Source organism: Ruegeria sp. AB5 (assembly GCF_056542645.1).
On the sequence record NZ_JBQGAE010000013.1, the window covers coordinates 108,599 to 127,259 of the forward strand.

The following is an 18,661-nucleotide window of genomic DNA, read 5'->3' on the forward strand; positions in this document are numbered from 1 at the left end:
ATGAAACCATCATCACTCACGGCTCGTATCGTCGCCATCCTCTGTTTCGGTCTGGTCGCGCTCTTTGCGTTTCCACAGTTGGCCGAAGCGCAGCAGGTTAACCCGACGGCGCAATCTGTGACCGAAGAAACGCTGATGCAGGCGTTGAACCCGGACGGGCAGGTCGCAGGGCGGGTTTCGATTCCCGATGGCCTTTCGGCCGGGCTGATCAAACCTGGCAACAAGGACTGGGCCTCAACCCACGGAGGCCCGGTCCGTGTTGTGACAATCCTTTCGTTTGTCGGGATTCTTGCAGTTCTCATGGCGTTCTACATGATCCGCGGTAAGATTCGCATTGATGCCGGACGATCGGCCGAGAAAATTCTGCGTTTCAACAGTTTTGAGCGTTTTGCCCACTGGCTGATGGGCGTGTCGTTCATCGTGTTGGCTTTGACGGGCCTGAACCTGATTTTTGGTCGGGCGGTTATCTTGCCGCTGTTTGGCGAAAACGCGTTTGGCACCCTGTCGGCCTGGGGCAAAGTTGCGCACAATTATATGGGATTTGCCTTTATGCTGGGTCTGCTGATGGTTTTCCTGACCTGGGTGGCACACAACATTCCCAACAAGCTGGACGTTCAATGGATCAAACAGGCGGGCGGTTTGTTTTCTAAAGGAGTCCATCCACCAGCGAAGAAGTTCAATGCCGGGCAGAAAGTCATTTTCTGGTCGGTCGTGTTGGGCGGAGCCGCCTTGTCTTTCACAGGTGTGATGCTGCTGTTCCCCGATTGGGCAGGCGGCGAAGGGACGTGGCAGCTGTACCAGATTTTGCATGGTATCATTGCAGCGCTTCTGACAGCCATCGTCATTGCGCATATCTACATCGGCTCGGTCGGTATGGAAGGCGCCTTCGACGCGATGGGATCTGGCGAGGTGGATTTGAACTGGGCCAAGGAACACCACTCGCTCTGGGTCGAAGAAGTCCAGGGGCAGAGTGAACAGCCCGCCACTGACAAAAAGCTTCACCCCGCAGAGTGACGCCCATCAAGGATGTGGTCGGCGGGAGACCCTTGCCGACCCTCTGCTCAGGTTGGCGCTTTGATTGGCAAGACCGGCAAACGCGCGCTTTCAGAGATATCAGATGAAAATGACCGAAGATGATCAGCTATCCGCTGCCCGCGCGGCACTTGAGGGAGTTTCTCTTCCTGACGGGTCACCGGTTTTGGGTGCGGAGAGAGTTTCAGGCCCGGTTTTAGCGGCTGGCAGAGTCAATCTGGCAATTTCAATTCAGGCGAGGGAGGCCGCGGCCTATGCCGAAACCCGTGCTCGCGTGGAAGCGGCCTTAAGATCAGTGCCGGACTGCGAAGATGCGGTCGTCGTACTGACTGGCGAAAAACCCGCATCAACCCCGCCACCAAAACTAAGAACACCTGACGCCAATCAGAAGGTCCCACCACCGGTCCTCTCAGGTGTACGTCACGTGATCGCTGTGGCCTCGGGCAAGGGCGGGGTCGGCAAATCGACGACATCCGTCAATCTGGCGCTTGGTCTGCGCGCGTTGGGCCTAAAGGTCGGGATCATGGACGCCGACATCCACGGGCCGTCCCTTCCGACCTTGCTGTCCCTCTACGGTCGTCCACGCGTCGGATCCGATCGTCGCATGCAGCCAATGCAATCACACGGGCTTCTTGCCATGTCGATGGGCATGCTGGTTGATGCGGAAACGGCGATGATCTGGCGGGGACCGATGGTTATGTCGGCAATTACGCAGATGCTGGCCGAGGTGAATTGGGGTGAGTTGGACGTCTTGGTTATCGACATGCCGCCGGGCACCGGAGATGCGCAGCTGGCAATCGCGCAGGGCACCGAATTATCCGGTGCAGTCATAGTATCGACGCCTCAGGATCTGGCCTTGATCGACGCCCGCCGCGGTATCGCAATGTTTCGAAAAGTTGAAGTGCCGATCCTTGGTGTCATCGAAAACATGGCACATTTCATTTGTCCCGATTGTGGATCGACACATGAGATATTTGGCGCTGGTGGTGCGGCGGCAGAAGCCAACCGGATGGGCGTGCCCTATCTGGGTGCCGTGCCCTTGACGATGGAATTGCGAACCGCCTCGGACAATGGTCAACCGATCGTGGCTCGGGACCCGGACAGTGTTCTGGGCGAGATTTACATCGATATGGCCAAAACGCTGTGGAGCGCTCTGGCGGCGGCTCCCGGCGAAACCCCAAAAATTCAAGTAGGAGTGTAACTCATGAAAGCTTTCGTCGCGTCTCTGGCCGTTTGCCTCGTGGTGGCAATTGGAGCGTCCTTTGTCCTGAACGGGAACTTTCAGGCTGATGCCCACAGCGTGTTCACAACCGAAGGCGCCCGGGTCGACAAGCCAGGTAACAATCTCATCAATTATTGAGCCGGTCGTCGCCTGAAATGGCGGACCGTTTCACGCTGGCTCTTGTCCTTGGAACTTGCGCCCTGCCTCTGCCCTCAGTCGGGCAGGACCTTCGCGGGCATGGCGGCCCGGTACGAGCCCTGGCTCACCAAGACGGGATGATCTATTCGGGGTCTTTTGACACCCGTGCCATCGTTTGGGAAGGACCTGTCGCGCGGCAAGTCACCCGTGTACATTCGGGTGGCGTGACAGCGGTGCTTCCCCTGCCTGACGGGTCGTTCGTCTCAGGCGGACAGGATGGTCATATTGCTATTTGGGATGGCGGGGTTGAGCCTGTTCGGTTCGAACAATGGCATGAAATGCCTGTTGCTGACCTTGCAGCGTGGTCTGGCGGTTTCGCATCTGCCTCGTGGGATGGTCAGATTGCGCTTTGGTCGGGATCAGATGCACCTGAGTATCTAGACGGTCACAGTGGTCAGATCACCGGAATGGTGGCTTACGGAGATGGGTTGGCAAGTGTAGGGTCGGACTTTCGTCTTCGAATTTGGGGCAGTGACGGTTCGGCACGTTCAATGCTCGACTTGGAGGCTTTGCCCGCAGATCTAGCGACCGATGGCCTGTCTCTGTTCGTGGCCGGCTCAGACGGGTTTGTGGCACGCGTCGCACCTGATGTCCCAAACGTGAAGATCGAACTCACCACTCGGCCACTGACCAGTGTTACGGCGGATCGCAGCGCCGTTGTTGCTGCGGACATGACCGGTCAGGTCTGGGTGCTAGACCCGGAGACACTGGAAGTTCGGGCGCGCTTTGATACTGGTCAGGGCGCGGTCTGGGCTATCGCTCTGCTCAATTCAGAGATCCTGACAGGTGGCAACGACGGATTTATTCGGCGATGGTCCCTGGCGGGTGACCCAATGGGGGCTGGCCGCGGAGTACCTGAGCCGACCCTGACCAATCCAAGAGGGGCCGAAGTGTTCCGCGCCTGCGCGGTTTGTCACGCATTGACACCGGATGATGAGGGACGCGCGGGCCCGACACTCTATCGCGTCTTCGGTCGGATGATCGGAACGGCAGAAGGCTACGACTACTCTCCGGCGCTGCGCGAGATGGACATTACCTGGACACCGGAAACCGTGGCAGAGCTTTTTAAGTACGGTCCGACGGTATACACACCAGGTAGCCGAATGCCCGAACAGAAAATACCGAGTGCGTCAGACCGGCAGGCTCTTGTCGAGTTTCTCGCCCGGGCCGCGCGTTAGAGCGTGACCGGCATGGAAAACTTTTCGGCCACGAAGAACAGCCGTGACAGAGGCGACGGGTGGTAGAACCTTTCTTATGAACGTCTCATTTCGCTAAACCGCGGGATAGGGTGCGCAATACACCCTCACAATATTGCATCGCGTCCTTCAGACGCAGCTTCTCTCGTTTCAGTCTCTGTAGCACCAGCGGATCAGGAGAAGGCTGACGCTCGAATTTGGCGATCCGGTGTTCCAGCGCTTGATGGCGCTGTCCCAGGGCCGCGAGATGCGATCCCACTTTCGCCACTTTGCTTGTCACTTGCATGTTCATTTGCGTAACTCCTTTGTCGGACTGGCCGGAGTTTGCCGCATTATCCGGAGCGTCACTTGTGGTTTAGATTGACTGGACGGTGACTTGCCAACGCTGCGGCAAAGCGCGGTCTGCATCACTCTTGTGACAAACGGTCTGCAACGTTTGCTTGAACTGCGCGCACTCAACGACCGCCGTGTATTTGTGTTCAGCACCACCTAGATGGGCTTGCGTCAGGAGAATATCTAGCCTATTGAACTTGATAAATTGATTGGAAAAAACTATCGAATGAACGAGCAGCCGACCCTTAAGCAATTGCACTACTTCAAGGCACTCGCCGACACAGGCCACTACCGCAAAGCCGCAGAACGGGTCGGGATCAGCCAGCCGTCTCTGAGCCTTCAGATCAAGAATCTTGAAGACATACTGAGACTGCAGCTGGTGGAGCGGGGGCGCGCGGGTGCCATGCTGACACCTGAAGGAAGAGAGGTGTTGCAAAAGGCCAAGAGCATTCTGACCGATGTTGCCGCTTTGCAGGAAACCTCCGAACGAATGAAAGCCGGTTTGGCCGGGACAATTCGCTTGGGATCATCGCCAACACTGGGTCCTTATCTGTTGCCGAATGTATTGCGCCATCTGCATCAACTCTACCCCGATCTTCGGTTGGTCATCCGGGATGGTGCACCTGCCGATCTGCTTGATGAGTTGCTCAATGGATACCACGACCTGATCCTGACCCAATTGCCAGTGCAATCGACAGATGTCACGGTTGTTCGCCTACTGCGCGAACCGCTTCATTTGGCGGTGGCGCTTGACCATCCGCTTGCTGCTAAAAAGGTGGCGACAGACAAGGATCTGGCTAATGAAACCGTTCTTGCGATGTCCGAGCGGTACATATTGCACAGCCAGGTTGCTCAACTTGCGAACGAGATCGGCGCTAGACTGCAAGAGGACTATGCGGGAACCAGTCTCGATGCCTTGCGGCAGATGACGGCCATGAACATGGGGGTGACATTCCTGCCCGCGCTCTATGCCTTTTCAGAGATACAAGAGCCCGGTGGGGATGTTGCGCTGATCCCTTATCAACGCGGCGGCTTTTCGCGGTCCATCGGTCTTGCCTGGAGAAAATCAAGCGGAAATCACGCAGCTTTCGAAATTTTTGCGGACGTGATCCGAACAATAGCCAAAGGAGATTTCAAAGCTCTGGTGAATTTAGAATCCTAGTTGCAAACGCCTTTCATGTCTCCGCCCAAGACGCCCGTCGGTTGAACTACTAGATTGGGCACTACGGAATTCGTCCTCTATAGCCTGTCGCGCCACTCCGTTCGCTAGGGCGGAGAAAAGTGCCAATGCCATCCTTGCGATGTGCAGCGTAGGCCACCCCTTGCCTCAATGCGAAGCTAATAGTCGAGCGTTCTTTCCAGAAGGCTTGGACGAGCAAGCGCGCCAACTGCCAAGATGGTGGCGAGGTTCGCGGTGTCTGACGTCAGCGCTTATGGGTCCAACTAGGGCAATTTGATAAGAGAGTGTTCTTGGCTCATCGTAACCATTGAGGAGTGGACGATGAGAAAGACAACGAAAAGAGCCGCATGACGATCAAATGAAGGATCGTCTAAAAGCTGCGTTATCTCATCCAATGCGAGACCAAGCGTGCGATAGGTCAGGATCTGCTGAAGCCTTAGTACGCTGTCTTTGTCGTATAACCGTCGGCCTGATCCACCGCGCATGGCTGGTTTGAGCAATCCGATCTCGTCGTAGTGATGCAGCGTGCGCACCGTGACACCGGATTGCTCGGCTAACTGTCCAACTTTTAAGAGTTTGATTCGTGAAATGGTTCAATTGATACGACCTCACGCCACGTGAGGTTCAAGACTTATTTCGCCATTGAAGAGCAATAGAATGGAACAAAGTTATTAACCTGACCACCAATTGCCTTGCTTCCGTCCGTCGTCGATCTGTTTACAATGCCGTGCTCCAGCTTCACTAGTCGAAAACCACGCACTTGAATGGTCACTGCCGCGAGGCTCTCGCTGGCGCACTGCGGATAGCCTCGGTAGAGCGAACTACGGTGAGTACAAAGACGGAAACGCCAAACGGGAAGCCAGAATTGAATGAGGATATAGTATCCTTGGCGATTTGGCCGGAATTAACGGCGCAATGGATGTGGGCGAAAGCTTAAGTAATGGCGACTCCGCGGGTGTTGCCCAAGGTCTAGGCGAAACCGTGCTTAGAAAAGTAAAGGCCGTAACAAAAGTTTTTGCTTGGGGTAAAAAAGGGCTTCTAGGAAGAAAAAAAGCCTTGCAAAGCACGGTCGCCACACAGAGCGTAGCTGGGACTGGTGCAAAAAGTGTAAATGCAGGTGCAGCATTACGTTCAAAATTGTCAGCTCTCCAAAGTGCAAAACAAGACGCTGCTAGAACGAGAACTCTACCGGATGGAAGATTCCGTTATTATGGCCCAGAAACTCCTGCAACAAATCCAGGAGCTAAACGTGGAGCTTCCTATGTAACTGAACATAATCCGCAAACAGTACAGGTGCGTTCATGGATGGAATCATACAATCAAGCGGGTAATGTAAATCGAGTGCATCCTAAAATGATCAATGGGAGACAAGTCCAGTCGCAGCACTATCCTCCAACAGCTAGAGAGCTTGGCCGATGAATTACACAAAGAAACAATTCGTAGAGGCTCTCAAATCTGAGTGTGAGCAAAACTACGAGATAGTGAAAGTTGCAAGATGGGCACATCAAATCTTTCTTGAACATTGCCGTGATCTTGAAGAGGGGCTTCAACCTTTCATAATGAAAGTTGTGGCAATGGAAGAAGGTGAAGAATTTGAGTTAACTAGAGAGCAATTGTTAAGCGTAGCAGAGAGGCTTTTAGTAGAGTCGAACTCCTGAGGCCGTCGCAGAATCGGAGTCGAATGACCCAAAGCTGTCCTGCAAACACCGTTCTGTCACGTCTTGTGCTAGTGGGGTGCTGCCTGCGGCTTCGCCGTTGTAAAAGAAAAAGCAGCCCGCACAAGTCGCGTCATCACTCGCGCGGTGGTTGTTCGAAGGCGATTCGCTGATCTGCATGGCTTAGTCTAGCGGTTCGTTCCTCACCACATCACTCCGGAACTCGGCCTGTTCACCCAGCCAGATTGGTTCGAGGTCACTCAGCTAGGCGTCGGAACAAATCGATACAGCTATTCATTCAATGATCCCGTAAAACTCTCAGACCTGTCAGTCTCTTGACGACCGCCGTTAGGTCCAGAAGTTTCCCAACAAGCCCGTGGGTTTCCGTTGCGCTGACAGTTGTGGATGCAAGCGTTGCAGCGCTTGCCAGTATTCTGAGTAGCAAAATGAGAAACCTCTCTTGAGTTGTTCAACGGTGGTTATGGCGAATGAAAACTCTTCCTCGCCCGATCTTCTTCTGTTGGCAATTAGGAGCGAAGGTTGGAAAATATGTCAGTTCTGCAAGCATAGTTTTGTCTTGCAGATTGTGAGTCCATTTGGCCTTTCATCTCGCTCTGGCAGCGAGCGTCAGCATTGCGGGCTGCGTCGCAGCATCGGGTGGCGCCGCTCAAGGTCGGTCTGGGCGGTCCGTGCTCAATAAGCCTTATTTCAGCAGCTTAAGGGATAACGAATGTATTCTCCAACTTGGTACGCAGACTAACGCACAGGGACAGAGTATAGTATGTATCCGCCTTTGCGACCTACCTCGACAGCGCCAGTGTCGATGATGAATACGCCCAGATTCTCCATGTCTTCGGGGCAACCGACCAAGTCGGCAGCGTCATCAAGGAACTGGGTGGTGAAATCATCTTCACCGATCCGGCGGCACTGGTCGCCTTCATCGCGATAACCGTCACCAAAAAACGGCAAGTCAGTATCCGCGACAGTTTGGTTTGACACGCAGGCGGACAACGAGAGGGCGGTTGCGGTGAGGATAACACAGCGCACAAGAAAACTCCTTTGATAGTAATGCGAGGAATGTAGCATTTTGTTCGAAATGTAAGAATACCCTAAGCAGCCGCTTGGTTGCCCGTTGGCGAGGAAATTATTGAACCCATGATTCAAGGTCCTCTTTCGGTAATAAGACAACACCGTTGCACGAACTCAACTAGTAAACGGCAAGTTTGGGCCGAGGATGTGTGAAAACTTCGACCCGGCATCTCTCTCGTCGCGCTCGTTTTCAACACCTGTGCAAAAAGCTCTCTCAGCAGCGCGAGAGAACGCACATAGAGGGTGTTTTCGGCCTATTTCGCCGGACGGCCAGAGTTTTCACACAGCCTCGGCCGCGTGCGACCAGATCAAGCCGACTTGAGCATCGTCTCACTCAGCTGCCATAAGCGTTCGGCGCCGTCGTCATCGCAGGCATGGGGATCTATACCGACATACCGAGCCATCGGGCTGTCGGGGTCGGTTACTTCGGCCACATCAGCGTTTTCGCAATAGACACCGGGTTTGCTCAATAGTTGCGGTGATGTTGCTGCCCAAAGTGTCGTGGACGCGCCCTGCTCGGGACTTTTGAACCCTGCCTTGGCCAGGTCGGACGGATCACCATTTTCATTGAGCCAGCCCAGGGCAATCATTTCCTCTTGCGGCAGGTGGCGCTGCAGCGGGGTGAATATACCGCCTGGATGCACCGAGAACGCAAGCCCGCCGGTTGGTTTCAACCGCCTCGACAGGGCATTGGCAAATAGTGCGTTGGCCGTCTTGGCTTGGCCATAGGCGCGCCATTTGTCGTAAGCACTGCGCTCGAAGTGGATGTCATCCCAGATGATGTTCGATATTTTGTGCGCCGTTGACGAGAGGGACACGACGCGAGCGTCGCCAGCCGATTTCAGCAACGGCATAAGCTCGGCTGTCAGTGCAAAGTGACCCATGTGACAAATGCCAAACTGGGATTCCCAACCGGGGCCGACATGGGCTTCCGGGCTGGCCATTACACCTGCGTTGTTGATCAGCAGATCCAGTTTTTCGAGGCTGCCTGTCATTTCCGAAGCGAAACGGCTGATGGATCCCAGGTCGGCCAGGTCCATAGGAGCGGTTCTGATATCACCCGAAAGCCCTGCCATTGTTTCTTTGGCTTTTTCGGCCGAGCGCACAGGTACAATCACTGCGGCCCCCTTGCCAGCCAGAGCCTTGACTGTTTCTATGCCGATGCCGCTGTAGCCGCCGGTGACTATGGCGGTCTTGCCGGACAGATCGATATCCGCAAGCACCTCGGCTGCGGTGCTTTTTGCATGAAACCCGGATTGAACGGGGATTTGCTCAGATTGTGCCATGAGGTCACCTTTCGGGATTCAGGTTTGAAGACCAGAGTTACTGGCTTTGAAGCAGGTCAATCGTCTGCACGAGGTATAAGGAGTTCGTGTATTCCGTGAATTTCTCGACGAATCCTTCTGTATCGAAATCAACCCTGAAAATATATCCGTTGTTGTGGGGTTTTCCGCTCCCTGCCAATGTCATATCGCCCATTGTCTCGATAAACACGGAACGGCCATCGGCTGATACAGTGTAGGTTGTTCCAGTATAGCCAATGGTCTCAATCAGGGCAAAAATTCCCTCCATACCTTGCCTGATCTCCCTGGTGCCCCGATAGGCAAAATCGGGGCCGGACGGATGGAACCGTTGGGCAAAGACAGCCGTTTCGCTGAAGCCGTCCATCAATGTGTCCAGGTTCTTGGCCTCAACTGCAGCAAATAGCGTTTTGGTTGTCTCAAGACTGCGTGCTCGGATGTCCTCAATGGTTGGGTCGTTGGTTTGCGCCCGTGTGGCGATCGGGAACCAGAGCCCGGCTATCGCAATCGAAAATGCTAAGAAGTCACGTTTCTTCATTGATGTTTTTCTTTCCTCAGAATGTCCATTCCGCGGCCTCCAGGGCCTCGTTCATCTTGCGGATGGTCACCTCTGTTTCTGCCTTGGGACGCTGGCGCGAGATCAGAAGGAACACATCCTCCGTATCCACGGTCCAGGTTTCAAAGCTTCCTCCGGCGCGCACGAACAGGAGAGCAGTTTCGATGCGACTAGCGTCATTGGGTGTGACACCCATATTGCCCGCTACCCATTCCTTGAGCTCAACGAGGTTTTGAAGAGTCAACGTCCCGTCGATGGCCATGTCATCTGCGATGGGGCGCAGTTCGTTCCGGTACACCCAATACTTGTCTTCATGCGAGATGCCAGGCACTTCATGTAGCCGGTAGATATCAGGCGCTTCATGTCGAAGAACGGCCAGCAAACCCTTTTGGAAATAGGTCACCTGCATCGATACAAAAATGGCCATGGAGTAGCTCATGCCATTGGCTTCACAGCCTCGGACGAAGCTCCACAAATTGGTAGTATCGGGCGGATCCATGGCCAGGAAAGGGCAGGACACTGGTTCGTCTTCATCGCGCGCCGCGCCTGGCGTTGTGACATAGCCAAGTGCTATTCCTCCGCCAACGGTGGCAAGCCCGGTCAGGAAGGCACGTCGTGAGAAAGTGCGAAGTCGAGACATATATTCTGGCCTTAATAATAGAATTAGAATTCTAATTATGTTTTGACGGCAGTTTCGTAATATGTCAAGAAGCCGAACAAAGATTCTAATATGGATTGCGGATGGACAAGGACCGATGGCTATCAGACCTGCACTGGCGACGAGAAAGCCAGCAGACGCGTGGTGAGAAAACCCAGGCAGCGCTGCTTGACGCTGCAGAAGAACTGATCATCGAGAAGGGGATGGAAGGGACATCGATTGCCGATGTTGCCAAACGGGCCGGAAGTTCCGTCGGTTCCGTCTATCACCACTTCAAGGATAAAAGGGCGCTCTTTTATGCGCTGTTTCACCGCATGACCCAGACCATGATGGATCAGAGCAAACAAGCTGCAGACCCTGCACTATGGGTAGGCGCGTCAGTCAGGGACTTGATCGAGGGTTATGTTGATTTTCGGTTGCAACAGCGCCAGGAGGCGGGCAATTCGAAGATCGCGACCGCCTTGGTGATGGCGGATGATCCTGAGTTGAAAGCTCACATGGCCGAGATAAAGCTGGAAGGGGGCAAAGCATTGTTGAAGCTGATCCTCGAGCGACGATCTGAAATCAACCACCCTGATCCTAGGTCAGCCGTTTCGTTTGTGATCGATCAGATCAACGCAATGCTTTATGCACTGTCTGATCCCTATCAGCAAAGGTCCGCACTGGCTGAAGTTGATGATGCGGCGTTCAAAGCTGAGGTCGTTCGATGGGCGGCATCGACGCTTGACTTAAGGGAGCGCTGACCAACCATTTCAACCTGTCTCGAATGCTAGGTCCAAAAGTTCCCTTCAGTCGAACACAAATGTTTGTTGTGGCGACGCTGCAGCGCAGCGCCGATAGACCTAGTCAATGATTTGATTGGGCCGTGTTCGAGGTTCACAAGTTTGAAGGGCAGGGGCCATGCCACGCTGCATCAGACGCCCAAAAGAGCCAAGTGCGATCACAATGGCAATGTGACTGCGGAATGGAGTGCTTGCCAAGTGAAATTGTTGGCTGAAACTTCAGTCTGTTACGCACCCAACAAAGCCCGACGGAAGCTGGGCCGAGCCACGATCAGCAAAACCTCGTCTAATCCTCGCTATCTGGTAGGATGCTGAAAGGGAGACTCGAATGGTGGAAGATCTCAAACAGTGGCTGCAGCGGCTTGAACTTGGAAAATATGCCGATTTGCTGGCGGAGAACGAGGTCGCCCTGCTGGATCTTCCCCACGTCACCGAACAGGATTTGAAAGACCTAGGCCTGCCGCTTGGCCCCCGTCGCCGTTTGCTGGCGAATGCTGCTAAGTTGGTACAACAAGACACTGAAACGTCCGCAGATGAAAGCGGCCCCCCGGTTCCCACATCCGATCAATCCGCAGAGCGACGTCAGCTGACCGTGATGTTCGTGGATTTGGTCGGCTCAACATCCCTTTCAGCAGGGCTCGACCCCGAGGAAATGCGGGAGGTGATCCGGGGATTCCAGAATGCTGTTGCTGGCGAGATCACGCGCCTTGACGGCCACGTTGCCAAGTTCATGGGGGACGGTGCGCTGGCCTATTTCGGCTGGCCAAGGGCACACGAAAACGAGGCTGAGCGAGCGGTTCGTGCCGGCATGGCATTGCTTGAGGCCATTGAGCGTCTAAGCGCGCCGGACGGAACGCCGCTGGCAGCAAGGATGGGTATCGCGACCGGGTTGGTTGTGGTCGGCGATCTAGTCGGCGAGGGGTCGGCGCGCGAAGAAGCAGTGGTGGGCGACACGCCGAACCTCGCAGCGCGCCTTCAAGCGCTGGCGAGACCAGGTCAAATCGTATTGGCCGAAACAACAAGTCGGTTGCTGGGTGGCCTGTTTGAACTCGACGATCTGGGCCAGCACGATGTAAAGGGCCTGGCTGCCCCAGTCGCCGCCTACTCGGTGGTCGGTGAGCGGACATTGGAGAGCCGGTTTGCGGGGCGAGATTCCGCGATTGTGTCAGAGATCGTTGGTCGGGACCAGGAACTGGCGTTGCTGATGGAGCGATGGGGGCAAGCTATAAAAAGCGAAGGCCAGATGGTCTTGCTGACGGGAGAGGCCGGGATTGGCAAATCGCGTATTACGCAAGCCCTGTTCGACGAGGTGCGAGACCAAGATCACACGAAAATCCGCTATCAGTGTTCGCCCTACCACACCGATAGCGCCCTCTATCCAACGATCCAGCAATTACGCCTGTCTGCCGGGTTCGCTGCGCAAGACGACAACGACGCGAGACTCGACAAGCTCGAAGCGTTGCTGGGGCAAGGCACGTCAAACACCACTGCCCACGCACCGTTGATTGCACCTTTGTTGGCACTTGACGCGGAAACACGCTACGGCGCGTCCGACCTCAGCCCGGAACAATTGCGTTCACGGCTGCTCCAGGCATTAATCGATCAACTCGTGGGTTTGGCTGAGGCTCGGCCTGTTTGCTTCGTGATCGAAGATGCGCACTGGATTGATCCAACGACGCTGGAACTCGTTGAGCTGGCTTTGAATTCGGTCGCGAGTTCGCGCATCTTGGTTCTCATGACCGCTCGCCCTACGTTCGAGCATGGCTTTGGCGGTCATCCGGTTGTTACCCGCCTGATGCTAAATCGACTGGGTCGTTCGCAGGTTGCCGACATTGTGGCGCGCGTCGGAGGGGGCAAGTCTCTGCCCGATCCAGTTCTCGACGAGATCGCTGCCAAAACTGACGGTGTGCCGTTGTTCGTCGAAGAAGTTGCCAAAGTGGTTCTGGAGTCCGGCGCGTTGCGTGAAGAGGGCGGTGCCTATGTGCTGACGGGACCGCTCAGCGCACTGTCCATTCCGGCAACTTTGCACGACAGTTTGATGGCGCGCCTGGATCGTTTGCATCCGGTCAAGGAAATCGCTCAGATCGCATCTGTGATCGGCAGGACCTTCGACTACCAAACGCTTGCTGCTATCACTTCCCACTCGGGTGATGACCTCGCGGCGGCGCTGGATCGCCTGGTGGAAGCGGAACTGTTGTTCCGTCGCGGGACACCCCCAGAAGCCAGCTATCTTTTCAAGCATGCGCTGGTGCGTGATGCAGCCTATGAGAGCCTTCTGAAGTCACGACGCCAAACAATTCATGCCGACCTGCTCACGGCGCTTGAAGCAAAAGGGGACGCACAGCCAGAGATCCTCGCCTACCATGCCGAGCAGGCCGGCGAGACGGAAAAGGCGATCCGGTATTGGGCACGGGCCGGTGACGATGCGTTTGCACGTCCAGCCCACCGCGAAGCCGTAAGCCACTTTGAGAGCGCCTTGCGCCTGGTGCGCGGTGCAAAGGAAGGCGAGTGCGACAGAGAACGTGAATTAGAGCTACTGCTGCGGCTCAACCATACAAACATGGCAGGGCGCGGCTATGCACATCCCGTTACGGTTGACGGTTTTGCCGAGGCGCGACGCTTGGTCAACTCTATCGGCGAGTCACCACACCGGTTCCCGATCTACTATGGCAATTGGGTCATCTCTCATGTCAGTGGTCAACAGGCGAACGCACTCGAAATTGCCGAGGAAATGTTCGATGCCGCTTCAGGCGACCACAACCCGGATCACTCGTTCATGTCCGCCCGATCCTTTTATCTCAGCCGAACGATGACCGGTGCCTTAGAAACGGCAGAGAGAGACTACGAACGGGTGCTTAAGCTGTACGACCCGGAACGCGAGCCGGATCTCACGCGGCAATACGGCCAGAGTCCCCATCTGGGCCTGCGATGTTACCGCGCGATTGGCCTGGCCTGTCGTGGATTTCCAAGCAGCGCATGGGACGAGATGATCGGCGTTCCGGAGCATTCCGAACAGCTGGGTCATTCAAACACCATCGGCTACGCCTATACCCACTACGGCATGCTGGCTTGGCTGCTTGGCAAGCACGAAACGGCCGAAGAATTCAGCCGTCGAGCGATCCAGGTGGCGGAAGAGCATGGGTTAGTGATGTGGAAGGGGATCGCAATGCTGGTTCTTGCAGCTGTATTGCCGTCAAGGGGCCAACCGGAAGAAGCCGTCGATCTGATGGAAGAGGGCATGGCACGATGCGAAGAATCAAACACGCATATTTATGTGCCTTACCTCTATTCCCATCATGTCGCTAATCTGTTGGCGGTAAACCAATATGAGCGCGCGGCAGAAGCGCGGGACAAAGTCATTACCATGATCGATCAAGGTTCAGAGCGGTGGGCCAACGCCGAGATTTTACGGATGCTCGGAGACTCTGAACGGGCTGGTCTAGATGGAAACACCGGTGCCAGGAAGTTGTATCTCCAGGCACTCGGTATTGCCCGCAAGCAGAATGCCAAATTGTGGGAGTTGCGCACCTCGGTTGGGCTTGCACGCCTAATGCGAGACGAGGGTGAAACCAGCCAGGCTCAGGAGTTGTTGGCCCCGATTTATGCCTGGTTCAGCAGGGGGCAAGACATCCCGGATCTCATCAAGGCAAAACGGCTTCTGGATGAGTTCTCCTAACTCCGTAGCAACGGCAACATAGCCGTTGGCGCACCCCGCATAGATCCATTGCAGGAGTGGGAAGTATCTCTGTGATGGTTTAACCATTATTCGCACACACGGCGAAGGTCTGGAATGCGGGCTGCAGAGGCGGCATTTCGACCCTTGGTCAAGTGACCGCTTCGGGCCGCTAATGAAAGCGACCCAACCGATGCAAATGCATCTTCCAACTCAACACCGAGGTATCGAACCGTGCTATCCATCTTGGTGTGTCCGAGCAAGTGCTGGACGGCGCGAAGGTTCCCAGTCTTCTTGTAGATCTGTGTTACCTTTGTTCGACGCATTGAGTGGGTGCCTTAGGCGCTTGCTTCTAAACCAATTGATGTCATCCAGTCGCAGACGATCCGCGCATATTGGCGAGTTGAGATGTGAAGTCGCTCGTGGAAGCGGCCAGGCCAAAGGTAGTCTGAGCCAACCACAAACTCATCTTCCATCCACTTCTCAACAGAGGCTCGCGTACTTTCGGATATTTCGAAGCGCACAGGTTTCTGTGTCTTGCTTTGAAGGACCGACGCTCGTTCCTTAATCTGACCTGATGCAATAACGTCGACAACTTTCAGCTTCACCAGGTCGCAGCCACGAAGCTTATTGTCTATGGCCATGTTGAACAGCGCGAGATCGCGGTGGTTTTCTGCTAGTTCAAGTCTGACTCTGATCGCTCAAACGTGTTTTGGCTTCAGAGGCCGTTTCTGTCCGACAATGCGGCCCTCGTTCCACGCCGGACGAAGCGCGAATGGCTGGTAAGTTTGGTGTAGTTTCCATGGCTGATCCTCCGATCCACCATGCCCTTCCCAGCAGCAACCCAATGTTGCTGATGGACGGTATCACAGATTTTAGTTGATCCTACTGGTGTCAGCTCCGCATCGGAGTGCTCTTCTAGGCGTTCATTAACTTGACTGACCGACGGTCAGTCAATAAGAAGATCGCAAAGTGGAGACTCACCTTGGCCCGGATCGTCAAAGCCCCAGAGGAGCGACGCGCGGAGATCGTCGAGACAGCGGATCGACTGTTTCGTCAGCATGGGTATGCGAAGTGCTCGGTGGAGATGATCATTCGTGAAATCGGCGTCGCGAAGGGGACGTTCTATTACTACTTCAAGTCGAAGCCCGACATTCTCGAAGCCATTGTCGACAAGACGCTCAGCCAGATCGTTAAAATGGCGAAAGGCGTTGCAGATGAGCCGTCGCTCACCGCGATGCAAAAGATGACGGCGCTGCTCGGCAACAGCCACATCGGCGACGACGACAGCCTTGAAGTCGCCGAGATGCTGCATCTTCCGGAGAACCGGGAACTGCACGAACTCACCAATATTCAGACTGTTCTCCAACTCTCGCCAATCCTTGCCCGGATCGTCGAGCAAGGGATTGGCGAAGGCGTCTTTGAGGTCGAGAGACCCTTGGAAACTATCCAGTTTCTTTTCACCGGCGCCCAGTTCCTGACGGATGGCGATATGTTCGGTTTCAGTGAGGCTGAACTTCGTACGCGACGCTTGGTAACGCAAACAATCATAGAGAAAGCACTCGGCGCTCCGCCGAGAAGCTTTGACTTCATGAACCCCATCCGGGCTGTGGAGTAGAGGCATGAGCAGGGAAACACATCTCAAACTTTGGGGGATTTTCCCATGGCAGATATTGCTGCACCAACACGGGCCTTCTCGGTCCCATCCTATGCTCTGATAGGTTTTTTACTTCTGACGTTCGCCATCACTTGGGGCGTCATCGGTATATACATTGTGGCGCCCGACTGGTCGTCATCGACGTTTGGGGAGATCAGCGGATCGCACCCGTTCTTCTTTGTCGCGACATGGGCACCGGCGATCTCGGCTTTTGTGCTTGTGCTTTACTTTGGCGGTGTCGCTGGCCTGAAAGGCTTTCTTTCCCGGCTTTTCGTGTGGCGGTTGTCTTCGCTCTGGGTGGCCTTCATCCTGATCGGCATCCCTGTTGTCTTCATGATCGGGTCGTATCTCAAGTCGGGCCCGCTCCTCGCTCCAATTCCGCCCGAAGGTGTCGGCGCAATGATCGCCATCACCTTCATGATGCTCTTCTTGGGTCCAATTGAAGAGTTTGGCTGGCGCGGTGTGGCGCAGCCCATTCTGCAACGGCATGTCGCACCACTTTGGGCGGGCATGATTATTGGGACCATTTGGGGCGTCTGGCATCTTCCGGCGTTCTTCCTGTCCGGCACGGTCTTTGCCGGGTGGAACTTTTTTCCATTTCTTCTCGGCAACATCACGCTGGCAGTCCTTGTAACACCCATCTTCAATTCAGGGCGGGGCAGCCTGTTTTGGCCGATGGTATTCCACTGGCAGTTGATCCTTCCGATCTGGTCGGACGCTCAGCCTTACGATACGTGGATTCTGCTCGTCGTCGCGTGTGTTGTTGTCTGGTGGAACCGAGAGACCATGCTGTCGCTGAACAGCGCTGCAACCGAGGTTATTCCCGGAGACGGGCCGTTAGGCCAATGATACCGCTCCTTCGTGCAATTGCGGTCTTCGCAGCATGCTTCTTGTTGATTGCCCAAGCCACGAGTGCAGGCCCGCCTGACCCAGACGCCGACGTGCAGGCACTGCTGGAAACCTTTCATGAGGCCTACGGATTTCCAGGTGCAACAGTCGCCTATGTCTCTTCTGACCGAGAAGTTCGTAGCTTTGCCGTGGGTCACTCGGATGTCGAAGCAAGCATTCCGATGACGCCTGAAACTGTGATGTTGGCCGCCAGTATCGGCAAAACCATCTGGGGCGCCCTCGTACTTTCACTTGAGGCAGATGGGCTGATCAGACGATCCGACTTGGTGACGGAATATCTCGGAGACGAACCGTGGTTTGTTCGAGTCCCGAACGCCGACGAGATAACTGTAGCTCACCTACTCACCCATACATCGGGGCTGCCCGACCACGTTCACATGGATGGAGTTGCTACGGAGTTGATCACAATGGGTCGCGTGACCCCCTTCAATCCATCGGACTTGGTTGCGTTTGTATTGGACGAGCCCGCGCTCTTTGAGGCCGGGGCAGCATGGAGCTACACCGACACCGGCTACATTCTGTTGGGCTTGGTCATGGAGGCTGCGACGGACGCAAGTGTGTTCGAACTTGCCACTGAACGCCTGCTTCTGCCGTTGGGCCTCAAGGCTACCGTTCCATCCGACAATACAGCGTTCGAGGGCCTTGCCGTTGGATACACCGTCGACGACAATCCATTTGGCCTTGCGCCGCGTACGGTGGATGAGGGTGGTCGCCTGACGTGGAACCCCTTGGTCGAATGGACAGGAGGTGGATTTGCATCCACCTCAACCGACCTTGCTCGATGGGGGCATGCGTTGTTTTCAGGTGCTGCTATGAACACTGAGTATTTGGGCTCCTTGCTGGACGGGGTGGCGGTCCATCCAGATGCACCGGGCGTGTTCTACGGCGCTGGTGTTGCGATCTACCACGAAACCCCGCACGGCACCGTATTCGGTCACGGCGGCTGGATTCCCGGTTACGTCTCAAGCCTGAGGCATTATGCGGACCACGACCTCACAATTGCGTTCCAGATCAATAGCGACGTGGGTGTAGTAGACGATAGCACTGATCTGGTTCCAGCCTTAGAGGAGGCGCTTGCACGCTCGCTCATTCGAGCCCTACAGCACTAAGAGACTATTAGGGTTGCAATGTCCGTTTCTCCAATTGGGTGTTTGGGTCAAGCTCGTTTTCTTTCATTGTATCGGATCACTGTCGCTCATCCGGGTCACGCTTCTCTTCGC

General features: G+C 55.2%; 18 protein-coding genes and 1 pseudogene. 12 read left to right on the forward strand and 7 right to left on the reverse strand.

Translation table 11 applies throughout. The annotated features are described in order from the left end of the window. The 4 genes from ACR0L4_RS18705 to ACR0L4_RS18720 all read left to right on the forward strand — a co-directional run bounded on the left by ACR0L4_RS18705 (nucleotide 1) and on the right by ACR0L4_RS18720 (nucleotide 3,630). Nucleotides 1-1,014, forward strand: coding sequence for a formate dehydrogenase subunit gamma (locus tag ACR0L4_RS18705; protein WP_480514574.1), 1,014 nt, complete (start codon nucleotides 1-3; stop codon nucleotides 1,012-1,014). Between the two features lie 103 nt (nucleotides 1,015-1,117). Continuing rightward, entirely contained in the window at nucleotides 1,118-2,233 is a 1,116-nt protein-coding gene (locus ACR0L4_RS18710) for an Mrp/NBP35 family ATP-binding protein (protein ID WP_480514576.1), read from the forward strand. A 3-nt stretch (nucleotides 2,234-2,236) separates the two neighbouring features. Next, nucleotides 2,237-2,392: a hypothetical protein gene (locus tag ACR0L4_RS18715; RefSeq protein ID WP_170751746.1), complete on the forward strand. Its 156-nt coding sequence runs from the start codon at nucleotides 2,237-2,239 to the stop codon at nucleotides 2,390-2,392. A gap of 17 nt (nucleotides 2,393-2,409) precedes the next feature. After that, nucleotides 2,410-3,630: a c-type cytochrome gene (locus ACR0L4_RS18720; protein WP_480514577.1), complete on the forward strand. Its 1,221-nt coding sequence runs from the start codon at nucleotides 2,410-2,412 to the stop codon at nucleotides 3,628-3,630. Nucleotides 3,631-3,715: 85 nt separating this feature from the next. Here the strand turns inward: ACR0L4_RS18720 and ACR0L4_RS18725 are convergent, their stop codons facing one another. After that, the gene (locus tag ACR0L4_RS18725; protein WP_480514578.1) at nucleotides 3,716-3,940 is read right to left on the reverse strand and encodes a YdcH family protein; all 225 of its coding nucleotides are present in this window, start codon (nucleotides 3,938-3,940) and stop codon (nucleotides 3,716-3,718) included. A 267-nt stretch (nucleotides 3,941-4,207) separates the two neighbouring features. Between ACR0L4_RS18725 and ACR0L4_RS18730 the strand changes: the two genes are divergently transcribed. Continuing rightward, on the forward strand, nucleotides 4,208-5,143 hold the full coding sequence (locus tag ACR0L4_RS18730) for a hydrogen peroxide-inducible genes activator (RefSeq protein ID WP_480514579.1): 936 nt from the start codon (nucleotides 4,208-4,210) through the stop codon (nucleotides 5,141-5,143). 281 nt (nucleotides 5,144-5,424) lie between these two features. On the opposite strand, the gene ACR0L4_RS18735 is transcribed toward ACR0L4_RS18730, so the two are convergent. Next, nucleotides 5,425-5,751: a MerR family transcriptional regulator gene (locus tag ACR0L4_RS18735; RefSeq protein WP_480514598.1), complete on the reverse strand. Its 327-nt coding sequence runs from the start codon at nucleotides 5,749-5,751 to the stop codon at nucleotides 5,425-5,427. Nucleotides 5,752-6,055: 304 nt separating this feature from the next. Here ACR0L4_RS18735 and ACR0L4_RS18740 point away from each other — a divergent pair, with 304 nt between their 5' ends. Together ACR0L4_RS18740 and ACR0L4_RS18745 are read left to right on the forward strand one after the other, a co-directional pair. After that, nucleotides 6,056-6,580: a hypothetical protein gene (locus ACR0L4_RS18740; RefSeq protein WP_480514581.1), complete on the forward strand. Its 525-nt coding sequence runs from the start codon at nucleotides 6,056-6,058 to the stop codon at nucleotides 6,578-6,580. Beyond that, nucleotides 6,577-6,819: a hypothetical protein gene (locus ACR0L4_RS18745; RefSeq protein WP_480514582.1), complete on the forward strand. Its 243-nt coding sequence runs from the start codon at nucleotides 6,577-6,579 to the stop codon at nucleotides 6,817-6,819. Before ACR0L4_RS18740 ends, ACR0L4_RS18745 begins: the two co-directional genes overlap by 4 nt. Before the next feature lie 753 nt (nucleotides 6,820-7,572). On the opposite strand, the gene ACR0L4_RS18750 is transcribed toward ACR0L4_RS18745, so the two are convergent. The 4 genes from ACR0L4_RS18750 to ACR0L4_RS18765 all read right to left on the reverse strand — a co-directional run bounded on the left by ACR0L4_RS18750 (nucleotide 7,573) and on the right by ACR0L4_RS18765 (nucleotide 10,402). Further along, on the reverse strand, nucleotides 7,573-7,863 hold the full coding sequence (locus tag ACR0L4_RS18750; protein WP_480514583.1) for a hypothetical protein: 291 nt from the start codon (nucleotides 7,861-7,863) through the stop codon (nucleotides 7,573-7,575). A 350-nt stretch (nucleotides 7,864-8,213) separates the two neighbouring features. Next, the gene (locus tag ACR0L4_RS18755) at nucleotides 8,214-9,191 is read right to left on the reverse strand and encodes an oxidoreductase (protein WP_480514585.1); all 978 of its coding nucleotides are present in this window, start codon (nucleotides 9,189-9,191) and stop codon (nucleotides 8,214-8,216) included. 37 nt (nucleotides 9,192-9,228) lie between these two features. Beyond that, nucleotides 9,229-9,744 (reverse strand): nuclear transport factor 2 family protein, encoded by a 516-nt coding sequence (locus ACR0L4_RS18760; protein WP_480514586.1) that lies wholly within the window; start codon nucleotides 9,742-9,744, stop codon nucleotides 9,229-9,231. A gap of 16 nt (nucleotides 9,745-9,760) precedes the next feature. After that, nucleotides 9,761-10,402, reverse strand: coding sequence for a hypothetical protein (locus ACR0L4_RS18765; RefSeq protein ID WP_480514587.1), 642 nt, complete (start codon nucleotides 10,400-10,402; stop codon nucleotides 9,761-9,763). A gap of 101 nt (nucleotides 10,403-10,503) precedes the next feature. Here ACR0L4_RS18765 and ACR0L4_RS18770 point away from each other — a divergent pair, with 101 nt between their 5' ends. Further along, nucleotides 10,504-11,163, forward strand: a complete 660-nt coding sequence (locus ACR0L4_RS18770) for a TetR/AcrR family transcriptional regulator (RefSeq protein WP_480514589.1) — start codon at nucleotides 10,504-10,506, stop codon at nucleotides 11,161-11,163. Nucleotides 11,164-11,530: 367 nt separating this feature from the next. Beyond that, the gene (locus ACR0L4_RS18775; RefSeq protein WP_480514591.1) at nucleotides 11,531-14,878 is read left to right on the forward strand and encodes an ATP-binding protein; all 3,348 of its coding nucleotides are present in this window, start codon (nucleotides 11,531-11,533) and stop codon (nucleotides 14,876-14,878) included. A 170-nt stretch (nucleotides 14,879-15,048) separates the two neighbouring features. Here ACR0L4_RS18775 and ACR0L4_RS18780 read toward each other — a convergent pair. Next, a pseudogene (locus ACR0L4_RS18780) lies at nucleotides 15,049-15,679 on the reverse strand (tyrosine-type recombinase/integrase); the annotation flags it as partial. 181 nt (nucleotides 15,680-15,860) lie between these two features. Here ACR0L4_RS18780 and ACR0L4_RS18785 point away from each other — a divergent pair. Genes ACR0L4_RS18785 through ACR0L4_RS18795 form a run of 3 tightly spaced genes read left to right on the forward strand, consistent with a single transcriptional unit; the run spans nucleotide 15,861 to nucleotide 18,550 of the window. Then, the gene (locus ACR0L4_RS18785) at nucleotides 15,861-16,493 is read left to right on the forward strand and encodes a TetR/AcrR family transcriptional regulator (protein WP_170755074.1); all 633 of its coding nucleotides are present in this window, start codon (nucleotides 15,861-15,863) and stop codon (nucleotides 16,491-16,493) included. 45 nt (nucleotides 16,494-16,538) lie between these two features. Beyond that, nucleotides 16,539-17,381, forward strand: coding sequence for a CPBP family intramembrane glutamic endopeptidase (locus tag ACR0L4_RS18790; protein ID WP_480514592.1), 843 nt, complete (start codon nucleotides 16,539-16,541; stop codon nucleotides 17,379-17,381). Then, nucleotides 17,378-18,550, forward strand: coding sequence for a serine hydrolase domain-containing protein (locus tag ACR0L4_RS18795; RefSeq protein WP_480514593.1), 1,173 nt, complete (start codon nucleotides 17,378-17,380; stop codon nucleotides 18,548-18,550). Before ACR0L4_RS18790 ends, ACR0L4_RS18795 begins: the two co-directional genes overlap by 4 nt. Nucleotides 18,551-18,661 lie beyond the last annotated feature (111 nt).